The organism is Pseudomonas fluorescens, assembly GCF_902497625.1.
Lineage (GTDB): Bacteria > Pseudomonadota > Gammaproteobacteria > Pseudomonadales > Pseudomonadaceae > Aquipseudomonas > Aquipseudomonas fluorescens_BQ.
Genome location: NZ_CABVGX010000004.1, coordinates 18,215 through 40,015, shown reverse-complemented (window position 1 = coordinate 40,015; position 21,801 = coordinate 18,215). Strand labels below are relative to the sequence as shown.

The following is a 21,801-nucleotide window of genomic DNA, read 5'->3' as shown; positions in this document are numbered from 1 at the left end:
GACCTTGGATTTTCACACTGACAAGAGGTCCCATGCCCAATCGTCCGCCTCTCGACCCCGTCACCGCGCGCTGGATTCCGTGGGTGGTCGCCATCGCGTTTTTCATGCAATCGCTGGACGGCACCATCCTCAACACTGCCCTGCCGGCCATGGCACGCGATCTTGCCGAAGACCCGTTGCGCATGCAGGGTGTGATCATCGCCTACATGCTCACCGTCGCCCTGCTGATCCCCGCCTCAGGCTGGATCGCCGACCGCTTCGGCACCAAGAAGATCTTCTTCAGCGCCATTCTGCTGTTCAGTGTGGGCTCGCTGCTCTGCGCACTGTCGAGCAGCCTCGGCATGCTGATCGGTGCCCGGGTGATTCAAGGCCTGGGCGGCGCACTGATGCTGCCGGTCGGGCGGCTGGTGGTGCTGCGTGCGTATCCGCGTTCGGAGCTGGTGCGGATAATGGGTTTCATAACCATCCCCGGTCTGCTCGGCCCATTGCTGGGGCCGACGACCGGCGGCTGGATGGTCGAATACCTGTCGTGGCACTGGATCTTTCTGCTCAACCTGCCGGTCGGCGTGATCGGCTGTTACGCGGTGTGGAAATTCATTCCGGACCTGCGCGGCACCGAACGCACTCGCTTCGACGGCATCGGTTTCCTGCTGTTCGGTGCGGCAATGGTGTTGATCACTGTGGCCATGGAAGGCCTTGGTGAATTGCATCTGCCGCACTTGCGGGTGATGTTGCTATTGTTCGCCGGCATGGCGTGCCTGGCTGCGTATTGGCTGCGCGCCGGGCACATCGACAATCCCTTGTTTGCGCCATCGCTGTTCAAGACCCGGACATTTGCCGTCGGCATTCTCGGTAATCTGTTCGCCCGTCTGGGCAGCGGCGCGTTGCCGTTTCTGGTGCCGTTGTTGCTGCAAGTAGCGCTCGGTTACTCGCCCTCTCAGGCCGGCATGAGCATGCTGCCACTGGCCGCTGCCGCAATGATTGCCAAGTCGGTTGCGCGTCCACTGATCGAGCGTTTCGGCTACCGCATTGTGTTGACCGGCAATACCCTGGCGTTGGGCATGATGCTGGCGAGCATGGGCCTGGTCAGCGCGCAGACGCCCTATTGGTTATTGCTCGGCATGCTGGCGGTGCTCGGGGCGATCAACTCTCTGCAGTTCACCGCGATGAACACCGTGACTCTGATCGACCTCGACGACGCCAGCGCCAGCAGCGGTAACAGCCTGCTGTCGGTGGTCGCGCAATTGTCGCTGAGCCTCGGCGTCGCCTGCGCCGGCGCTCTGCTCGGAGGCTTCACGGCGCAAGTCGGCAATGATGGTGTGGACACGGTGCTGGGCGCATTCCAGCTCACGTTCGTGACGGTCGGCATCATGGCGATGCTGGCGGCGACGATCTTCTCGCAGCTGTCGAAGGAAGACGGACGGCGCGTCAGACGTCCGGAAGAACACATTGAGCACTGAATCGTGTAGCAGCTGCCGAGGTACGAGGCTGCGTCGGGCTGCGAAGCGGCCCCCGAGGGCGGTCCTGCGGACACGCAACGCAGCCTCGTTCCTCGGCAGCTGCTACATGTCCCTCGGCAGCTGCTACACGTCATCAGTGGCTGCTACGACTGCTCGTCCATAATTTGCAGGTGGACCGCACGGGACTGATACACTGCGCGACATTTTGTTTTGCAGGCCAGTCCCGTGACCACCATCGCCACCGCTTTTAATACTTTGCCGCTGTCCGCCGCCATGCTGGCTAACCTCGACTCGCTCGGTTATGCCCAGATGACGCCGATCCAGGCGCAAAGCTTGCCGGTGATCCTCAAAGGGATGGATCTGATCGCCCAGGCCAAGACCGGCAGCGGCAAGACTGCTGCCTTTGGTATCGGCCTGCTGAACCCGATCAATCCACGCTTCTTTGGTTGCCAGGCGCTAGTCATTTGCCCGACCCGCGAACTGGCCGACCAGGTCGCCAAGGAAATCCGTCGTCTGGCTCGCGCCGAAGACAACATCAAGGTCCTGACCCTGTGCGGCGGCGTGTCCTTCGGTCCGCAGATCGGTTCGCTGGAACATGGCGCGCACATCATCGTCGGCACCCCGGGTCGCATTCAGCAGCACCTGCGCAAGGGTTCGCTGATCTTGCACGGCCTGAACACGCTTATCCTCGACGAAGCCGACCGCATGCTCGACATGGGTTTCTACGATTCCATCGAAGAAATCATCGCCCAGTGCCCGGAGCGTCGGCAGACCCTGCTGTTCTCCGCCACGTACCCGGTGGGCATCAAGCAACTGGCCTCGAAGTTCATGCGCAACCCGCAGATCGTCAAAGCGGAGGCGTTCCACGACGACACGCAGATCGAACAGCGCTTCTACGAAATCTCCCCTGAAGAGCGTATGGACGCAGTGGTCAAGGTCCTCGCCCATCACCGCCCGGCGTCCACCGTGGCGTTCTGCTTCACCAAGCAGCAGGTTCAGGAAACTGTCGATCACCTGACCTCCAAGGGCATTTCCGCCGTCGGCCTTCACGGCGACCTGGAACAGCGTGATCGCGACCAGGTGCTGGCGATGTTTGCCAATCGCAGCACCTCGGTGCTGGTCGCTACTGATGTCGCCGCACGCGGTCTGGACATTGATGCACTGGACATGGTGATCAACGTCGAACTGGCCCGCGATTCGGAAATCCACATTCACCGTGTTGGCCGTACCGGTCGTGCCGGCGAGAAAGGCATCGCGATCAGCCTGGTCGCACCGTCCGAAGCGCACCGCGCCCAGGCCATCGAGCAGCTGCAGAAATCGCCGTTGAGCTGGGATCAGCTGGACAACCTCAAGTCCCAGGGCGGCGCACCGCTGCTGCCACAGATGAGCACGTTGGTGATCGGCGCGGGCCGTAAAGACAAAGTGCGTCCGGGCGACATTCTCGGTGCCTTGACCGGCGACGCCGGCATCCCCGGCGCTCAGGTCGGCAAGATCGCGATTTTCGATTTCCAGGCCTATGTGGCCGTGGAGCGTGGCGTTGCCAAGCAGGCCGTGCAGCGCCTGAACGACGGCAAGATCAAAGGCCGCTCGCTGCGCGTGCGTATTTTGTAAGAACAACGCCATTACCCCTGTGGGAGCGAGCCTGCTCGCGAATGCAATCTGTCAGTCAACGTTGATGTTGGCTGATACACCGCTTTCGCGAGCAGGCTCGCTCCCACAGTTAGTTTTGTGGTGACACATCAAGAGGACACCGTTTTGCGCTCTACCGAAGTCGTGATCATTGGCGCTGGCGCCGCAGGGTTGATGTGTGCGCTGACCGCCGCCGCACGCGGGCGCAAGGTGCTGCTGCTCGACCATGCCAACAAGGCCGGCAAGAAAATCCTGATGTCGGGCGGTGGCCGATGCAATTTCACCAACATGTACACCGAGCCGGGCAATTTCCTTTCGCAAAACGAACACTTCTGCAAATCCGCACTGGCGCGCTATACCCAGTGGGATTTCATCGGCATGGTCGCCAAGCACGGCGTGCCTTACCACGAGAAAAAACTCGGCCAGCTGTTCTGTGATAACAAATCCAGTGACATCCTCGAAATGCTGGTCAACGAATGCGAACAGGTGGGCGTCAGCCTGCACCTGGACACGTCGATCCAGCACATCGAGAAAATGGACAGTGGCTATCTGCTGCAAACCACACTCGACCAAATCACCTGCGAATCATTGGTGATCGCCACGGGCGGCTTGTCGATTCCCACCCTGGGCGCCACCGGGTTCGGCTATCAGGTAGCGAAACAGTTTGGCCACGAGTTGCTGCCGACCCGCGCCGGCCTGGTGCCGTTCACCATCACCGATCAACTCAAAGAGCTGTGCACCGAGCTGTCCGGCACCTCGGTAGATTGTCTGGTGAGCTGTAATGAACAGAGCTTCCGCGAGAATATTCTGTTCACCCACCGCGGCCTCAGCGGTCCAGCGATTTTGCAGATTTCCTCTTTCTGGGAGTCAGGCGATACCATTGAAATCAATTTGCTGCCGGATCACGATGTCCCGGCGTGGTTGCAACAGCAGCAAGTGGAACGCCCGAACAGCGAGCTGAAAACCCTGCTCGGGGAAATCTTCACCAAAAAGATGGCTAACCTGCTCGCCGACAACTGGTTCGTCTCCAAACCGATGAAGCAGTACACCCACGCGGAAATCGCCGACATTGCGGAAAAGCTCGCGAGCTGGAAAGTGGTGCCGGCCGGGACCGAGGGCTATCGCACGGCAGAAGTGACGCTGGGCGGGGTCGATACGCGCGAAGTGTCGTCCAAGACCATGGAATCGCTGAAAAGCCCGGGGCTGTATTTCATCGGCGAAGTGCTGGATGTCACCGGGCACCTGGGTGGCTTCAACTTCCAATGGGCCTGGGCCTCCGGCTACGCGGCTGCGCAATACGTCTGATCAACGCATCCGAGGCTCTGTAGGAGCTGTGTAGGAGCTGTGTAGGAGCTGTCGAGTGAAACGAGGCTGCGATCTTTTGATTTAGCCCTTTAAAAAACAAGATCAAAAGATCGCAGCCTCGTTTCACTCGACAGCTCCTACAACGCAATAGCGTGCAAACGCAGGAGTGGATTGCGCGGCGAAGGAACAGATTTTGCTGTCAGATGTGATCGCCGCCATTGCGTCGGCGTCATTACTGGCTCAATTTAGCGCCATTGCCTCGGAAGGCCTTCGCACTTCATGTCATCGACCTCTTTCCAACAGTCTCTGCGTCGCCTCTGGGCACTGGATAAATTCAGTTACAGCGTGCGGGTGTTCATCGCACTGACCGGCAGCATGGCGCTGTGCTGGTATCAGGACGAAATGCGCCTGTTGATCCCGCTGTTTCTCGGGATCATCGCCAGCGCCCTGGCCGAGACCGACGACAGCTGGCAGGGCCGCCTCAGTTCACTGGCGGTGACGCTGGTGTGTTTCACCATCGCCGCCCTGTCCGTCGAATTACTGTTCCCCTACCCGATCATTTTTGTCATCGCCCTCGCCCTCGCCAGTTTCGCCCTGACCATGCTCGGCGCGTTAGGCGAACGCTACGGCGCGATCGCCTCGGCAACGCTGATCCTCTCGGTCTACACCATGATCGGCGTAGACCAGCGCGGCGGCCCGGTCACCGATTTCTGGCACGAACCGATGCTGCTGGTGGCCGGCGCGGCATGGTACGGTTTGTTGTCCGTGCTGTGGCAGGCGCTGTTTTCCAACCAGCCGGTGCAGCAGAGTCTGGCGCGGCTGTTCCGTGAACTGGGTTTGTACCTGAAGTTGAAATCGTCGCTATTCGAGCCGATCCGGCAGATGGACGTAGAAGCACGTCGACTGGAGCTCGCCCAGCAGAATGGGCGCGTGGTCGCGGCGCTGAATGCGGCGAAGGAAATCATCCTGCACCGGGTCGGCAATGGCCGGCCAGGCTCGAAGGTCAGCCGCTACCTCAAGCTGTATTTCCTCGCCCAAGACATCCACGAGCGTGCCAGCTCCTCGCACTACCCGTACAACGCGCTGGCGGAGGCGTTCTTCCACAGCGACGTGCTGTTCCGCTGTCAGCGCCTACTGCGCCAGCAAGGCAAAGCCTGCCGAGCGCTGGCGGAATCGATCCAGATGCGTCAGCCGTTCGTCTACGACGCCGGTTTTGCGGAAGCCTTGGGCGACCTGCACGCCTCCCTTGAACACCTGCGCATCCAGAGCAACCCGGCCTGGCGCGGCCTGTTGCGATCGCTCCGCGCGCTGGCAGCCAATCTCGGCACGCTGGACCGCCTGCTCAGCGACGCCAGCAACCCGGATGCTCTCGCCGATGCCACCGACAGCAGCCTGCTCGACCGTTCGCCGCGCAGCCTCAAGGATGTGTGGATCCGCTTGCGCACGCAGCTGACGCCGACCTCGTTGCTGTTCCGCCACGCACTGCGCCTGCCCCTTGCGTTGAGCATTGGCTACGGCATGGTGCATTTGATCCACCCGTCGCAGGGCTACTGGATCATTCTCACCACGCTGTTCGTGTGTCAGCCGAACTACGGCGCCACCCGCCGCAAACTCGGTCAACGGATTATCGGCACCGCGATCGGCCTGACCGTGGCCTGGGCGCTGTTCGACCTGTTCCCCAATCCCGTAGTGCAGTCGTGCTTCGCCATCGCCGCCGGGGTGGTGTTCTTCACCAACCGCACCACCCGCTACACGCTGGCCACCGCTGCGATAACCTTGATGGTGCTGTTCTGTTTCAATCAGGTGGGCGACGGTTATGGCCTGTTCCTGCCCCGCCTGTTCGACACCTTGCTCGGCAGCCTGATTGCCGGCCTTGCGGTGTTCCTGTTCTTGCCGGACTGGCAGGGCCGACGCCTGAACAAGGTGCTGGCCAATACCCTGACCTGCAACAGTATTTACCTGCGCCAGATCATGCAGCAATACGCGGCGGGCAAGAGCGACGACCTCGCTTATCGACTCGCCCGCCGCAACGCGCACAATGCCGACGCAGCGCTGTCGACCACACTCGCCAACATGCTGATGGAGCCGGGGCATTTTCGTAAGGAAGCCGATGTCGGTTTCCGCTTTCTGGTGCTGTCGCACACCTTGCTGAGTTACCTGTCAGGCCTGGGCGCACACCGTGAAACCCCGCTGCCGACAGACGTGCGTGAATACTTGATTGACGGCGCGGGGGTCAAACTGGCGGCGAGTATCGATGAAATCGCACAAGGATTGGCGAGCAAGTCGTCCATCGCGATTCAAAGCGATGAGGAAGAGGCCCTGGCCAACGAGCTGGAGCAAATGCCGGACGAGATCGACGAAGGCCAGCGACTGGTGCAGACGCAACTGGCGTTGATCTGCCGCCAACTGGGGCCGTTACGCACGCTGGCGGCGCATCTGATCAAGGACACGAACAAGGTTTGAGAGGCGCGTAGTGTGAGGTAAATAGCTTCAACTCGGTTCTTCACATGCCATGCCGCTTCAACAAGCGCTCGTAGCTCCCATCCGCCTTCATCTCGGCAATCTCGCGGTCGAAATTCGAGACGATTTCCGCATGCCGAGGGTTTTTCAGACTGACCAGAATATGCAGGCTGTTCTCACTCAACGGCTTGGGCAGGAACTCAACGGCGTTACGCACTTTGGAAGATTCTCGGGACAGGTAATAACGCGCCACGAACTCGTCTTCCAGGGTCAACTTGACCCGATCTGCCGCGAGCATGCGCACTGCCATGGCGAAACTGTGCACCGGGACTTTCTGCAGCACCGTGTCTTCGTCGAAGGCTGACGAATAGGCATAACCGCGCACCACTGCAATCGGGTAGGTGTGCAATTGCTGCAGGTTGTTGTATTCGATCGGCGCGTCTTTGCGCTTGAGAAAACGCACGCGGTTGAGCAGGTATTCGCCGGAAAACTGACCGAGCCGGGTACGATCCTCGGCGTACCAGGCGTTGACCAGCACGTCGTAGCGTCCCTCACCCACACCCAGCAACGCCCGCGCCCAGGGTACCTGCTCGAACTCGCTGGCATAACCGGCCCGGGCCAGTGCGGTGCTGACGATATCGGTCGCCAACCCGCCGTTGATCAGCGTGGCGTCGGTAAAGGGAGGCCAGGCGTCCGCGACCAGACGCAGTTTTTGCGCGGCTGCCGCGTGGGTCAGCAACAGCAGACCGATCAAGGCCAAAGCTCGATGCAATTGCGGCATGCCAGAAATCCTTAGCGGGCGGGAGGCCCGGTGTGTTTCAGCCAAAACTCCAAGGCCCCGTACCGGCAAAACCCAGGTACTAACACTAGCTCATCGACGCAATTGCACAGCGCTGATTCCAGATTACACAAAGAACACGAGCACGCGCGAAATGAATGATGGCATTTTGGCCTTTGTCACAGATTTATTCGCCATACAGACATCTTCAGTCGGTGCGCTTAGTATCGGAGCAAGTTGATCAAGGAGTGGAAAAATGACAATTGATTGGGTCTGCAAGCACCACAGTGACCTGGGCAAAGAACAGCTGTATGCGATTCTGCAGCTGCGTATCGAAGTCTTTGTCGTTGAGCAGAAGTGCCTGTATCAGGACTTGGATGGCCAGGACCTGGCGGGTGACACCTGCCATTTGATGGCGTGGGACGGCGACAGGCTGGTGGCGTATCTGCGCTTGCTCGACCCCGAATTGCAGGGCGGCGACGTGGTGATCGGCAGGGTAATTATTGCCCCACAGGCGCGCGGTACCGGGCTGGGTCACGAGTTGATGGCGCAGGCGCTGAAACAGGCTGACAAGCGCTGGCCGGACGTGTCGATCTATTTGTCAGCTCAGGCGCACTTGCAGGGTTATTACGGGAGCTACGGATTTATCGTGGCGGGCGAGGAATACCTGGAGGATGGCATTCCGCACATCGGGATGCGGCGGCCGTAAGACACTTTCGCCAAGGGCTGAACCGCGCAGGTCAGGGATAGTCCAGCACCGTCTTGATCTGCCGCAAATTACCCTTGATCCATGCCTTGTCGATCGCCCCCCAATCACGGATTCGATAGCGACCGGCATGGTTGCGGCCGCCTTCTTCCTGCTCAAATTGACACACAATGTCCAGATCCGCCAATGCCGCGATGGTGTCCTGAGCCGTACGCCGGGGCATGCCGGTCGCTTCGGTCAGGGCAGGCACGCTGCTCGCGACGTCACTGTCGATCAGATAGGCAACATACAGTCGGCGATAGAAGCTGCTCTTGGTTTTGCTGACGTCCATCCATTCGCTCCGGGTTATTTGATAGATCGAAAGATCGGAGCCTGCGGCAGCTCCTGCGTACCTGCGCTCGCCGCCATGTCCCTCCACGTCAGGTAGACGCGCAAATCGAACTCCACCTGGTGATACCCCGGCAACATGTGCTCGCAGAGTTTGTAGAAGGCCTTGTTGTGGTCGGATTCCTTGAAGTGCGCCAGTTCATGCACCACGATCATTTTCAGAAACATCGAGGGTGCGTCCTTGAACAGCGCCGCTACGCGGATTTCCTTCTTGGCCTTGAGCTTGCCGCCCTGCACGCGCGAAATCGTGGTGTGCAGGCCTAGGGCGCGGTGGGTGAGGTCGAGACGGCTGTCGAACAACACCTTGTCAATCGCCGGGGCATTGCGCAGGTACTCCTGCTTCAAGTCCAGTGCGTAGGTATACAACGCCTTGTCGCTCTGTACCCCATGCTTCTCGGGATAACGTTGGCTCAGGTAATCGCTCAGCCGGCCTTCAGCGATCAACCGGCGCACCTGGTCCTGCAATTCGACCGGATAGGCCTGGAGGTATTTCAGCGCAGTCATAATGGGACGCACAGCATCAATATCGATAAAGGCCGCCAGTGTAGCCAATTCAGCGGGGTAACGCGCTCCAGTCGAACGGCCGCACAAAATCGCCGACGTCTTCGGCGACCAGCGGCTTTGCCACCAGAAAGCCCTGCACGAACCCACAGCCGCCGGCGCGCAGCCATTCATACTGCGCAACCGTTTCCACTCCTTCAGCAATCACCAGAATGCCGAACTGACTACACAGGTCGATCATATGCTGCACCAGCATCGCGTCTCGGGAAGAGTCGGGCAACCGGGCTATCAAGTGCCGGTCGAGCTTGACCGTGTCCAGCTCCAGATCCCGCAACAGTGACAGCGAGCAAGGTCCCGAACCGAAATCGTCCAGCGCCACCCGCACCCCCAGATTGCGCAGCAGACGTATCTGTTTGCGGGTTTCTTCAGGGTGCTGCATCAGGGCCTCTTCCGTGACCTCGACTTCCAGATGACGCGCCTGCAAGCCATGACGTTCCAGCACCTGGCGTAACTCGGTGACCAGATTGGGCATGCCGAACTGCGTGCTGCTCAAGCTCACCGCCAGCACCAGCTCGTCGGCAAACAGGGGCGCCCAGGCTTTGCGTTGTTCCGCCCCATGCTGATAGATCCAGCTGCCCAGACGACTGATCAGCCGCGCTTCCTCCAACAGCGGTAAAAACAGCCCGGGCGGTACGTCGCCGACGCTCGGGTGCTGCCAGCGCAGCAGCGCCTCGACACCACGGATCTTTCCGCTGTCGATTGCCACCTGCGGTTGATACACCAGACTGAAGTCGCGGTTCTCGATGGCGGCGCGCACGCTTTCCTCGAGCATAAGTCGCGAGCGCGCACGACCATTCATGTCGTGATCGTAGAAGCGATACTGCTGACGACCTGCGCGCTTGGCCTCATACATGGCGATGTCGGATGCGCGCATCAACCCATCCAGATCGGCACCGCAGTCCGGGAATGTCGCGATACCAATACTTGCGCCGAGGGCGATGTCCAGGCCGTCGATCTGCTGACAGATCGATACGCGCTCGATCAGTTGCTCGGCGATCTGCGCCGCTTGCTCAACCGCTTCCAGTTTCAGTAACGCGGTGAATTCGTCACCGCCGATGCGCGCAAGTATGTCGAATGGGCGCAGGCACGCTTTGAGCTGCTCGGACACCCAACGTAAAACCCGATCGCCGGCATCATGACCTAGGGAGTCATTGACCCGCTTGAATCCGTCCAGGTCGAGATAGAGCAAAACCCAGGCACTGTCCGAGCGCTCACCGCGCAGCAGCAGGTTTTCCACGGTCTGGTAAAAACCGCGCCGGTTGAGCAACCCGGTCAACGGGTCGGTCACGGCCTGAACTTCCAATTGCTGATGCAGATGACGCACCACTGACATGTCGAGCACGGTCACGACCATCGCCTGTTGCGGGCTGGGCAACGGAGCGCAGGACAACGCCACCGGAACCTGCTGCCCGCAGGCGGTACGCAACAGCGCATCGTGCAGGCGCAGGGTTTCGCCCTCTCTGTAACCCTTGAGCAGATCCGAATCTGTCCAGATCGGCACATGGGGCTTTTGCAGATAATTGAGAAACTCCGTGCCCTGCAACTCCTGCTGCGTGGCATTGAGCAGGCGCGACATGGCCGGGTTGGCAAAGCGAATCAGACCGTCGTCACCCACCACCAGGATACCTTCGGCGGCGTTATCCAATACCGAGGCATTAAAAGCGCGCGCAACCTCCAGGTCATGGCTCAGGCGCTGCAATGCGCGTCGGTTGCGCTGGTGCTCCAGCAAGGCCTGAACTTTAGGTTTGAGGATTTGCGGGTCAAACGGTTTGAACAGGTAGTCCACTGCGCCACTCGCATAGCCCTTGATCACGGCGTCCTGCGATTGTTCGTTGGCGGTCAGGAAAATGATCGGGGTCAGGCGGGTCCGCTGGCTGCCGCGCATCAACCGCGCGACTTCGAAACCATCCATGCCGGGCATCTGCACATCCAGCAGAACCAGGTCGATATCGTGCTCAAGCAGCAGGCTGAGGGCTTCGAAACCGGAGGCAGCCGTGATGACCTGCCAGTCCTCGCGTTCGAGCAAAGCACGCATGCTGAGCAGATTTTCAGGGTAGTCGTCGACGATCAATAAGGTAGAGCCGCCTTCAACTGGCGTGATGTGCGCGCATTCCATGCTGCTTCTCTTGTCGGGGCGTCAGGCCGGTTTTCAGATAAACCGGACAAATACGAAGCCTCCACTCTAGACCGGGATGGGTTAAAGCAGAAGATGTCCGTACGCCAGCATTTAACCATTAACTTCGCTGGCCGACTAACGGTCGCTGCTACAGGCCGCTGAAACCGCGAGAGATGGCCTTTTAACAGGATTTTGACGTCATCCATCTGTCAGCCTGCCGTTAACAAACTGGCTAACTGGGCTTATAAAGACCCCCTCCAAGGCGCGTGCTAGAGCTTCTGGCACGTGCGTGCCGCAAAAAACTCCGTGGAAGCTTCTGTTTATGATCGATCTTGCAACCTGGAACCTGAGTGTTCCTGTCGGTAGCCCTCCCTACACCGTTGAAACTGCGAAACTGGTGAAGGGATTCAAGGATCAATACTTCCATTCGAACACCGGCAAACTTTTTTTCTGGTCTCCGGTAACAGGCACCCGCACCGAAAACGCGAAATATGCCCGCACCGAATTGCGCGAAACCTACAGCAACGGCACCCTGCGAAACTGGTATTACCCCGAGGCAGACAATTCTCTGCGAGCAACGCTGGCAGTCAATCAGGTGCCGAGCTCCGGCAAGATCGTCATCGGCCAGATCCACGCCTTTCAGAGCCAGAAGCCGATGGTGAAGGTCGAGTATCAATACAAGACCAGCTCGAACAGCGGGAATATCGTCGCCAAAGTGCGCATGCATCCCGATGACGGCGAGGGACGCGTCATCACCGTCGCCACCGGCGTGAAACTCGATCAGCAATTTTCCTACCTCATCCACCTGAGTCCGGGCGGCGCGCTGGGTATCAGTGCAGCGGGCTATCAGTGGGATACCAACGTCAGCGCGAAGTGGCGCGTCAAACCGTTGTATTTCAAAGCGGGGGTGTATGTGCAGGACAACACCGGCTACACCAGTGAAGGTGGAAAGGTGACGTTCAGCAAGCTGGATATCGATCACGATAAATAGCGTCATACCTCTGTAGCAGCTGCCGAGCCTGCGAGGCTGCGTTCGAGGACGGAGTCCTCGCCTTCGCCCTTTCGCACCTCTGTAGCAGCTGCCGAGCATGCGAGGCTGCGTTCGAGGACGGAGTCCTCGCCTTCGCCCTTTTCGCACCTCTGTAGCAGCTGCCGAGCATGCGAGGCTGCGTTCGAGGACGGAGTCCTCGCCATCGCTCCTTTTCGAATGGATACGATGTGTGATTTTCACGACTGCTTCGCAGCCGAACGCAGCCTTGCAGCCTCGACAGCTGCTACAGGGCGTCGCCTTGCTTCAGGCAATAAAAAACCCGCATTTGTGCGGGTTTTTTTGGGCTTAAAGCAGAAGGCTTAGTTGACCTTGGCGTTCAACTCACCCTTCAGATAACGCTGATACATCGCTTCGAGCGAGATCGGCTTGATCTTCGAAGCGTTGCCGGCAGTACCGAAAGCTTCATAACGAGCGATGCAGACATCACGCATCGCGGTCACGGTCGCACCGAAGAATTTACGCGGGTCGAATTCGCTCGGGTTGGTGGCCATCAGACGACGCATTGCACCGGTGGACGCCAGACGCAGGTCGGTGTCGATGTTGACTTTACGCACGCCGTACTTGATACCTTCGACGATTTCTTCAACCGGCACGCCGTAGGTTTCCTTGATGTCGCCGCCGTACTGGTTGATGATCGCGAGCCACTCTTGTGGAACCGAAGACGAACCGTGCATCACCAGGTGAGTGTTGGGGATGCGCTTGTGAATTTCCTTGATGCGGTCGATGGCCAACACGTCGCCAGTAGGAGGCTTGGTGAATTTATAGGCGCCGTGGCTGGTGCCGATGGCGATTGCCAAAGCATCGACCTGGGTACGTTTGACGAAGTCAGCGGCTTCTTCCGGGTCGGTCAGCATCTGGCTGTGATCCAGAACGCCTTCAGCGCCGATGCCGTCTTCTTCACCGGCCATGCCGGTTTCCAGCGAACCCAGACAGCCCAGCTCGCCTTCAACCGAAACGCCGCAGGCGTGAGCCATGGCTACAGTCTGCTGGGTGACACGGACATTGTAGTCGTAGTCGGTCGGGGTCTTGCCGTCTTCGCCCAGGGAACCGTCCATCATTACCGAGCTGAAGCCCAGTTGAATGGAGCGCTGGCAGACGTCAGGGCTGGTGCCGTGGTCCTGGTGCATGCACACCGGGATGTGCGGGAACTCTTCGATTGCCGCCAGGATCAGGTGGCGCAGGAACGGCGCGCCAGCGTATTTACGGGCACCGGCCGAAGCCTGGACGATCACCGGGGAGTCAGTCTTGTCAGCGGCTTCCATGATGGCGCGCATCTGCTCAAGGTTGTTGACGTTGAAGGCTGGAACGCCGTAGCCGAATTCGGCTGCGTGGTCCAGCATCTGACGCATGCTGATAAGTGCCATTGTGCGTGTCTCTCCCGGTTTGGGTCGTTAATCGTGCCAGCCTGCCGGAGCGGCGGCGGCTATTCAAGTTATTGCAGATCGGGGGTTGGCCCGGGCTGCGAATTTGGTGTTGCTCAAAACCTTGTAACGCTGAAACCTTGTGGTGAGGGGGCTTGCCCCCGTTCGGCTGCGCAGCAGTCGCGAAGCAGATGTTGTGGTGTCGCTGCCGTACCGCGGTGACTGGCTTGGGGAGCGCTTCGCGCTCCAACGGGGGCAAGCCCCCTCGCCACAAAAGCACCCTCGGCACGAAAGCAACCTAGCCTCAAAAAATCCCTTGCGACAAAAGCCTCTTGCCACAGAAGCCCCCTTGCGACAAAAACCTCTTGCCACCAAGGCCGTCCTTACAGGAATGGCGCTACCTTCAATTACTGCGCTTTACACCCGCGGCCAATCAAATCATTGGTGGCTACCCAGTACACCAGGCCTTCCTCACCTTTGATGTGAAACGCCAGCATATCGTTGCTATACAGCGAACCCGACGCGCCGGGCTCCTGCTTCAGGCGATAAACCTGATCCGCACCGCCGAGGCGCACATCGACTTCTTCGCGGCTGTCATTCACGTAGCGCCACAACACTTTGGCCTGACTGTCACAGGTCCACGTGGTCCAGCTGTCCGTGGGTTCGGCCGGCTTGAACAGGTTGAAACTGGAGCAACCTGCCAGCAGGGCCAGTGCCGTAATGGCGATAAAACCTTTCATCCGTGTTCCTCGGCCGGCGGCGCATACCGCCAGCCCTGAGTAAGGAGTCAGACCCGTCAAGGGCAACCATGTTCCTTGGCAGGGGTCTGCGTTTCGTATTTCTCCAGGCCATCCGGCCCTGAACGCTTGTTGATGACCGGGTTGGTTTCCGCCTGCCAGTCAGCCTGGTAGCAGCCCTTCTCCACGGTTTGCGGCGCAGGTTCCGCTACGGCTTTGGGATTACTCCCGCACGCCGCCACCGAACCGGCGAGGATCAACAACGCTAGCAGCCTGACCATTTGAACACTCCGTAGCCTGGCCAATGCCAAAACTTCAGGCCTTGGCCCGGCTTTCGAGGACTTCGACAGCCGGCAGTATTTTGCCTTCGACGAATTCGAGGAAAGCGCCACCACCGGTGGAAATGTAGGAGATCCGGTCGGCAACGCCATATTTATCGATCGCGGCAAGGGTGTCGCCGCCGCCAGCAATGGAAAACGCCGGGCTTTCAGCGATCGCCAGCGCCAGCACTTTGGTGCCGTTGCCGAACTGATCGAACTCGAACACGCCGACTGGGCCATTCCAGAGAATGGTTTTCGACGATTTCAACAGTTCGGCGAAATTAGCAGCGGTCTGCGGGCCAATGTCCAGAATCATGTCGTCTTCGGCCACATCAGCGATCAGTTTGACGGTGGCGGTGGCGCTTTCCGCGAACTCCTTGGCAACGACAACATCCACTGGCAGCGGCACGCTGACCTTGGCGGCAATTTCACGCGCGGTGTCGAGCAGATCCGGTTCGTACAGGGATTTGCCGACCGGGTGACCGGCCGCTGCGAGGAAGGTGTTGGCGATGCCGCCTCCGACGATCAGTTGATTGCAGATCTGGCTCAGGCTGTTCAACACATCGAGCTTGGTCGAGACCTTGGAGCCGGCGACGATGGCGGCCATTGGCTGCGCCGGCGAACCCAGTGCCTTGCCCAGTGCGTCCAGCTCGGCAGCGAGCAGCGGTCCAGCGGCGGCGACCTTGGCGAACTTGGCGACGCCGTGAGTCGAACCTTCGGCGCGATGCGCGGTGCCGAAAGCGTCCATCACAAACACATCGCACAGCGCGGCATATTGCTGGGCCAGCTCGTCAGCGTTTTTCTTCTCACCCTTGTTGAAACGCACGTTTTCGAACAGAACGATGTCGCCGGCCTTGACCTCGACGCCTTCCAGGTAATCAGCCACCAGCGGTACTTCGCGGCCCAGGGCCTTGCTCAGGTAGTCTGCGACTGGCTTGAGACTGTTCTCGGCGGAGAATTCGCCTTCGGTCGGGCGGCCGAGGTGCGAGCAGACCATCACCGCCGCGCCTTTTTCCAGGGCCAGCTTGATGGTCGGCAGCGAAGCCAGGATTCGCGCATCGCTGGTGACTACACCGTCCTTGACTGGGACATTGAGGTCTTCGCGGATCAATACGCGCTTACCTTGCAGATCGAGGTCGGTCATCTTCAACACGGTCATGGGTCGCATTTCCTGGTAGCTGTTTTAGAGAGCAGGTTTGTTGATGGCTGTTTGCAGATAATGTTCTGCAACGTCCAGCATTCGGTTGGCAAAACCCCATTCGTTGTCGAACCAGGCCAGGATGTTCACCAGCCGTGGGCCGGAAACGCGGGTCTGACTGGCATCGACAATTGCCGAATGTGGGTCGTGATTGAAATCACAGCTTGCGTGAGGCAGCTCGGTATAAGCCAGCAGGCCTTTGAGCGGGCCGCTGGTGGCGGCGTCGCGCAGAATCCGGTTGACCTCGGCAGCGTCGGTATCGCTCACGGTCTGCATCGTGATGTCGAGGCAGGACACGTTTACCGTTGGCACTCGCACGGCTTTGGCCTGAATTCGCCCGGCAAGTTCCGGCAGCAGCCGTTCGATGCCACGCGCCAGACCCGTGGACACCGGGATTACCGACTGAAACGCAGAGCGGGTGCGGCGCAGGTCTTCGTGGTGATATGCATCGATGACCGGTTGATCGTTCATGGCCGAGTGAATGGTCGTGATCGACACATATTCCAGACCGATGGCCTGATCCAGCAGACGCAACAGCGGCACACCACAATTGGTGGTGCAGGACGCGTTGGACACAAGCAGTTCGTCGCCGGTGAGGCAATCCTGATTCACGCCGAAGACGATGGTAGCGTCAACATCCGCCTCGCTGGCCATCGGCTGGGAAAACAGCACGCGTGGTGCGCCAGCGTCGAGGAATCGCTGGCCGTCTTCGCGGGTGTGATAAGCGCCGGAGCACTCCAGCACCAGATCGACGCCCAGCGACGCCCAATCGATGCCTTCGGGGGTAGCACTGCGCAATACCTTCACGCAGTCGCCATTAATATGCAGACAATCGCCCTCGACCCTCACCTCACCGGGAAAACGCCCGTGTGTGGAGTCGAAGCGTGTCAGGTATTCGATGCTGGCCATGTCGGCCAGATCATTGATCGCGACAATCTCAAACCCGGCCTTGTCGCCTCGCTCGAACAACGCACGCAAGACGCAACGACCAATGCGGCCATAGCCGTTGAGTGCAACTTTGTAAGGACGCGGTTGAGGCATGGGGTTCTCGATAGACGCGGGCAGACGAATTCTCGTTAACAACACAATCCCTTGTAGGAGCTGGTAGAAGCTGTCGAGTGAAACGAGGCTGCGATCTTTTGATCTTGTTTTTTAAGATCAGGATCAAAAGATCGCAGCCTCGTTTCTCTCGGCAGCTCCTACAGGGGACCGCGGCGGTCATAAAACCGCCGCGTCGCGCTTTAGTCTTCCAGCAGCTCTTCAGCCTGACCCAGGATGTTTTCCAGGGTAAAGCCGAACTCTTCGAACAAGGCTGGCGCAGGCGCCGACTCGCCGTAGGTGGTCATGCCGATCACGCGACCTTCCAGCCCCACGTACTTGTACCAGTAGTCCGCATGCGCGGCTTCAATGGCGATACGGGCGCTGACCTGCAGCGGCAGAACCGCCTGCTTGTAACCGGCGTCCTGTGCATCGAACACGCTGGTGCAAGGCATCGAAACAACCCGCACATTGCGACCCTGTGCCGTCAGTTTGTCATATGCCTGAACCGCCAGACCTACTTCCGATCCGGTTGAGATCAGGATCAGCTCAGGCTCGCCCACGCAATCCTTCAACACGTAACCGCCACGGGCGATGTCGGCGATCTGGCCAGCATCACGCTCTTGATGCTGAAGGTTTTGACGGGAGAAGATCAGCGCCGAAGGGCCGTCCTTACGCTCGATCGCGTATTTCCAGCAAACCGCCGATTCAACGGCATCGGCTGGTCGCCAGGTGTCGAGGTTTGGCGTGGTGCGCAGGCTGGTCAGTTGCTCGACCGCCTGGTGCGTCGGGCCGTCTTCGCCCAGACCGATGGAATCGTGGGTGTAGACGAACACCACGCGCTTCTTCATCAGCGAGGCCATGCGTACGGCGTTGCGCGCGTATTCCATGAACATCAGGAAGGTTGCGCCGTAAGGCACCAGACCGCCATGCAAAGTCACGCCGTTCATGATCGCGCTCATGCCGAACTCGCGAACACCGTAGTACATGTAGTTGCCGCTGGCGTCTTCGGCAGTGACACCTTTGCAACCTTTCCACAAAGTCAGGTTGGAACCGGCCAGGTCAGCCGAACCACCGAGCAGTTCAGGCAGCAATGGCCCGTAAGCGTTCAGCGCGTTCTGGCTGGCTTTGCGGCTGGCAATGGTTTCGCCTTTGGCGGCGACTTCAGCGATGTAGGCCGACGCTTTTTCAGCGAAATCCGCCGGCAGCTCACCGCTCAGACGACGCACCAGTTCGTTGGCCAGCTCAGGGAACGCGGCGGAATAGGCAGCAAAACGTTGATCCCACTCGGCTTCGACCGCGAGACCGGCTTCCTTGGCATCCCACTCGGCATAAATATCAGCCGGGATTTCGAATGGGCCGTGATTCCACTTCAGTGCCGCACGGGTCAGAGCGATTTCCGCGTCACCCAGCGGGGCGCCGTGGCAGTCTTCTTTACCCTGCTTGTTCGGCGAACCGAAGCCGATAGTAGTCTTGCAGCAGATCAGAGTCGGCTGCTCGCTTTTGCGAGCGGTTTCGATGGCCGTCTTGATCTCTTCCGGGTCGTGACCGTCGACGTTGCGGATTACCTGCCAGTTGTAGGCTTCGAAACGCTTGGGCGTGTCATCGGTGAACCAGCCTTCAACTTCGCCGTCGATGGAAATACCGTTGTCATCGTAGAAAGCGATCAGTTTGCCCAGACCCAGCGTACCGGCCAGCGAACCGACCTCGTGGGAAATGCCTTCCATCATGCAGCCATCACCCAGGAACACGTAGGTGTGGTGGTCGACAATGTTGTGGCCAGGACGGTTGAATTGCCCCGCCAGGACTTTTTCTGCCAAGGCGAAACCCACGGCGTTCGCCAGGCCTTGCCCGAGTGGACCGGTGGTGGTTTCAACGCCCGGGGTATAGCCGAATTCCGGGTGACCCGGGGTGCGGCTGTGCAGCTGACGGAAATTTTTCAGGTCTTCGATCGACAGGTCGTAACCGGTCAGGTGCAGCAGCGAATAGATCAACATCGAACCATGACCGTTGGACAGCACGAAGCGGTCACGGTCGGCGAACGAAGGATTGCTCGGGTTGTGCTTGAGGTAGTCACGCCAAAGTACTTCGGCGATATCCGCCATACCCATAGGGGCACCCGGATGGCCGCTGTTGGCTTTTTGCACGGCATCCATGCTGAGGGCACGAATGGCGTTGGCACGCTCACGACGGCTTGGCATCGCTGTTCTCCTGGGGATTCTGAATCAAGAGTGAATAATACGAAACGGAAAAAAGGCGAGCATTTTCCCTCACCGACCCGCCTTGGGGCAATGACGGATAATCATATGGAAGCGTTTTTCCCGTGCATAACCAAGGTTTCGACAGGTGAAACCTTTCCGCTGTTCGTTTGAATGCTAACCGAAGGTCGGGAAATGCCATCTATCGAGCAATATCAAAACTTTTTGATATTGCCCTTGCGATGCTTTCGGACCGTGACTAGACTGCCGGCCTTATGAATCTACGTGTGCCTTCCATTCAACATGACGATTGCGATGAACTGGCGGCCCTGTGCAAGGCCGGTGGCGATCCTCTGCGGCTGAATGTATTGCGTGCGCTGGCCAACGACTCGTTCGGCGTGCTGGAACTGGCGCAGATTTTCGGCATCGGCCAGTCCGGCATGAGTCATCACCTCAAGGTGCTGGCCCAGGCCGACCTGGTGGCGACCCGCCGTGAAGGCAATGCGATTTTCTACCGTCGCGCCCTGCCCCACACCGACTTGCTGGGTGGCAAGCTGCACGCCGCCTTGCTCGACGAAGTGGACAACCTGACCCTGCCAGCCGATGTGCAGGCGCGGATCGCTCAGGTGCATGGGCAACGTGCGGCGGCCAGCCAGGACTTTTTCTCACGGGTCGCCGAGAAGTTTCGCGCTCAGCAGGACTTGATCGCCGGCCTACCGCAGTATCGCGACAGCGTGGTGGCGTTGCTCGACAAGCTGGGGTTCAACGACCGCGCCACTGCCATTGAAGTCGGACCCGGTGACGGCGCCTTTCTGCCGGAGCTGGCCCGTCGTTTCAGGCATGTCACCGCACTGGACAACAGCCCGGCGATGCTCGAACTGGCACGACACGTGTGCGAGCGGGAATCGCTGGCCAATGTCAGCCTGCAACTGGCCGACGCCCTGAACGGGGTTAATTTTCAGGCCAATTGCGTCGTGTTGAATATGGTGCTGCACCATTTCGCCGCGCCGGCCGAAGCGCTCAAGCACATGGCCACCTTGCTGCAACCGGGCGGTAGCCTGCTCGTGACAGAGTTATGTAGCCACAACCAGAGTTGGGCCAGGGAGGCCTGCGGTGATCTGTGGTTGGGGTTTGAACAGGACGATCTGGCCCGTTGGGCCACCGCTGCGGGACTCGTTCCCGGGGAAAGCCTCTATGTAGGCTTACGTAATGGTTTCCAGATTCAGGTCCGCCATTTTCAGCGACCGGCTGGCGACACTCACCATCGGTAAATTCAGGAAAAAATCGAGATGAGCGAATACTCCCTCTTCACCTCCGAGTCCGTGTCCGAAGGGCACCCGGACAAAATCGCCGACCAGATTTCCGATGCGGTGCTGGACGCCATCATTGCTGAAGACAAGTTCGCCCGCGTGGCATGCGAGACGTTGGTGAAAACCGGCGTGGCAATCATCGCAGGTGAAGTCACCACGTCGGCCTGGGTCGATCTGGAAGAGATCGTGCGTAACGTGATTCTCGACATCGGCTATAACAGCTCCGACGTCGGTTTCGACGGCGCGACCTGCGGTGTTATGAACATCATTGGCAAGCAGTCCCCTGACATCAACCAGGGTGTCGACCGTGCCAAGCCAGAAGATCAGGGCGCCGGCGACCAGGGTCTGATGTTCGGTTACGCCAGCAACGAAACCGACGTGCTGATGCCGGCACCGATCACGTTCTCGCACCAGCTTGTGCAAAGGCAAGCGGAAGCCCGTAAATCCGGCCTGCTGCCCTGGCTGCGTCCGGACGCCAAATCGCAAGTGACGTGCCGCTACGAAGGCGGCAAGGTTGTCGGGATCGACGCCGTTGTACTGTCGACCCAGCATAACCCTGAAGTGTCCTACAAAGACTTGCGCGAAGGCGTGATGGAGCTGATCGTCAAGCACGTGCTGCCGGCCGAATTGCTGTCCAAGGACACCCAGTTTCACATCAACCCGACCGGCCAGTTCATCATCGGTGGCCCGGTGGGTGACTGCGGTCTGACCGGTCGCAAGATCATCGTCGACAGCTACGGCGGCATGGCCCGCCACGGCGGCGGCGCATTCTCCGGTAAAGATCCGTCTAAGGTGGACCGTTCGGCTGCCTACGCCGGTCGTTATGTGGCCAAGAACATCGTCGCGGCCGGCCTGGCCGAGCGCTGCGAGATTCAGGTTTCCTACGCAATCGGTGTGGCTCAGCCTACGTCGATCTCGCTGAACACCTTCGGCACCGGCAAGATCAGCGACGACAAAATCGTCAAACTGGTTCGCGAAGTGTTCGACCTGCGCCCCTACGCCATCACCACCATGCTCGACCTGCTGCACCCGATGTACCAGGAGACCGCAGCGTACGGCCACTTTGGTCGTACCCCGGCGACCAAGACCGTTGGCGACGACACGTTCACCACGTTCACCTGGGAAAAAACCGACCGCGCCGACGCCCTGCGTTCTGCTGCCGGCCTGTAATATTCCGGGCGGTACA

At 59.5% G+C, this 21,801-nt stretch carries 18 protein-coding genes; 8 read left to right on the top strand and 10 right to left on the bottom strand.

What is annotated here, in order from left to right; translation table 11 throughout:
* The first annotated feature begins 32 nt into the window (after positions 1–32).
* From mdtD to yccS, 4 genes are all read left to right on the top strand, one after another.
* Positions 33–1,460 (top strand): multidrug transporter subunit MdtD, encoded by a 1,428-nt coding sequence (gene mdtD / locus F8N12_RS03900; RefSeq protein ID WP_150579261.1) that lies wholly within the window; start codon positions 33–35, stop codon positions 1,458–1,460.
* A gap of 273 nt (positions 1,461–1,733) precedes the next feature.
* Positions 1,734–3,071 carry an ATP-dependent RNA helicase DbpA gene (dbpA, locus tag F8N12_RS03895; RefSeq protein WP_263596515.1) on the top strand — a complete coding sequence of 446 codons (1,338 nt, stop codon included), beginning with the start codon at positions 1,734–1,736 and terminating at the stop codon, positions 3,069–3,071.
* A 144-nt stretch (positions 3,072–3,215) separates the two neighbouring features.
* Entirely contained in the window at positions 3,216–4,394 is a 1,179-nt protein-coding gene (locus tag F8N12_RS03890) for an NAD(P)/FAD-dependent oxidoreductase (protein WP_150579259.1), read from the top strand.
* A 279-nt stretch (positions 4,395–4,673) separates the two neighbouring features.
* Positions 4,674–6,857: a YccS family putative transporter gene (gene yccS, locus F8N12_RS03885; protein ID WP_150579258.1), complete on the top strand. Its 2,184-nt coding sequence runs from the start codon at positions 4,674–4,676 to the stop codon at positions 6,855–6,857.
* Positions 6,858–6,897: 40 nt separating this feature from the next.
* Here the strand turns inward: yccS and F8N12_RS03880 are convergent, their stop codons facing one another.
* A complete protein-coding gene (locus tag F8N12_RS03880; protein ID WP_150579257.1) occupies positions 6,898–7,635 on the bottom strand; it encodes a substrate-binding periplasmic protein in 738 nt (245 codons plus the stop codon).
* 253 nt (positions 7,636–7,888) lie between these two features.
* Between F8N12_RS03880 and F8N12_RS03875 the strand changes: the two genes are divergently transcribed.
* Positions 7,889–8,341, top strand: a complete 453-nt coding sequence (locus F8N12_RS03875) for a GNAT family N-acetyltransferase (RefSeq protein WP_150579256.1) — start codon at positions 7,889–7,891, stop codon at positions 8,339–8,341.
* 31 nt (positions 8,342–8,372) lie between these two features.
* Here F8N12_RS03875 and F8N12_RS03870 read toward each other — a convergent pair whose 3' ends face one another.
* From F8N12_RS03870 to F8N12_RS03860, 3 genes are read right to left on the bottom strand one after another with little or no spacing between them, the layout of a single operon-like run.
* On the bottom strand, positions 8,373–8,669 hold the full coding sequence (locus F8N12_RS03870; RefSeq protein WP_150579255.1) for a winged helix-turn-helix domain-containing protein: 297 nt from the start codon (positions 8,667–8,669) through the stop codon (positions 8,373–8,375).
* Positions 8,670–8,683: 14 nt separating this feature from the next.
* On the bottom strand, positions 8,684–9,229 hold the full coding sequence (locus F8N12_RS03865; RefSeq protein ID WP_150579254.1) for a M48 family metallopeptidase: 546 nt from the start codon (positions 9,227–9,229) through the stop codon (positions 8,684–8,686).
* Positions 9,230–9,278: 49 nt separating this feature from the next.
* Positions 9,279–11,402, bottom strand: a complete 2,124-nt coding sequence (locus tag F8N12_RS03860) for a putative bifunctional diguanylate cyclase/phosphodiesterase (RefSeq protein WP_150579253.1) — start codon at positions 11,400–11,402, stop codon at positions 9,279–9,281.
* Between the two features lie 322 nt (positions 11,403–11,724).
* On the opposite strand from F8N12_RS03860, the gene F8N12_RS03855 reads away from it, so the two are divergent.
* Positions 11,725–12,393, top strand: coding sequence for a polysaccharide lyase family 7 protein (locus F8N12_RS03855; protein ID WP_150579252.1), 669 nt, complete (start codon positions 11,725–11,727; stop codon positions 12,391–12,393).
* A gap of 359 nt (positions 12,394–12,752) precedes the next feature.
* Here the strand turns inward: F8N12_RS03855 and fba are convergent, their stop codons facing one another.
* From fba to tkt, 6 genes are all read right to left on the bottom strand, one after another.
* A complete protein-coding gene (fba, locus tag F8N12_RS03850) occupies positions 12,753–13,817 on the bottom strand; it encodes a class II fructose-bisphosphate aldolase (RefSeq protein WP_007913760.1) in 1,065 nt (354 codons plus the stop codon).
* A 404-nt stretch (positions 13,818–14,221) separates the two neighbouring features.
* Positions 14,222–14,554: an MliC family protein gene (locus tag F8N12_RS03845; protein WP_150579251.1), complete on the bottom strand. Its 333-nt coding sequence runs from the start codon at positions 14,552–14,554 to the stop codon at positions 14,222–14,224.
* A 56-nt stretch (positions 14,555–14,610) separates the two neighbouring features.
* On the bottom strand, positions 14,611–14,832 hold the full coding sequence (locus F8N12_RS03840) for a hypothetical protein (protein WP_150579250.1): 222 nt from the start codon (positions 14,830–14,832) through the stop codon (positions 14,611–14,613).
* Positions 14,833–14,866: 34 nt separating this feature from the next.
* On the bottom strand, positions 14,867–16,030 hold the full coding sequence (locus F8N12_RS03835) for a phosphoglycerate kinase (protein WP_150579249.1): 1,164 nt from the start codon (positions 16,028–16,030) through the stop codon (positions 14,867–14,869).
* A gap of 24 nt (positions 16,031–16,054) precedes the next feature.
* Positions 16,055–17,110, bottom strand: a complete 1,056-nt coding sequence (gene epd, locus F8N12_RS03830) for an erythrose-4-phosphate dehydrogenase (protein ID WP_150579248.1) — start codon at positions 17,108–17,110, stop codon at positions 16,055–16,057.
* A 200-nt stretch (positions 17,111–17,310) separates the two neighbouring features.
* Positions 17,311–19,308: a transketolase gene (gene tkt, locus F8N12_RS03825; protein ID WP_150579247.1), complete on the bottom strand. Its 1,998-nt coding sequence runs from the start codon at positions 19,306–19,308 to the stop codon at positions 17,311–17,313.
* Positions 19,309–19,580: 272 nt separating this feature from the next.
* On the opposite strand from tkt, the gene F8N12_RS03820 reads away from it, so the two are divergent.
* Both F8N12_RS03820 and metK read left to right on the top strand, forming a co-directional pair.
* Complete coding sequence (locus F8N12_RS03820) at positions 19,581–20,576, top strand: ArsR/SmtB family transcription factor (RefSeq protein WP_150579246.1); 996 nt, start codon at positions 19,581–19,583, stop codon at positions 20,574–20,576.
* Between the two features lie 18 nt (positions 20,577–20,594).
* Positions 20,595–21,785, top strand: coding sequence for a methionine adenosyltransferase (gene metK / locus F8N12_RS03815; RefSeq protein WP_150579245.1), 1,191 nt, complete (start codon positions 20,595–20,597; stop codon positions 21,783–21,785).
* Positions 21,786–21,801 lie beyond the last annotated feature (16 nt).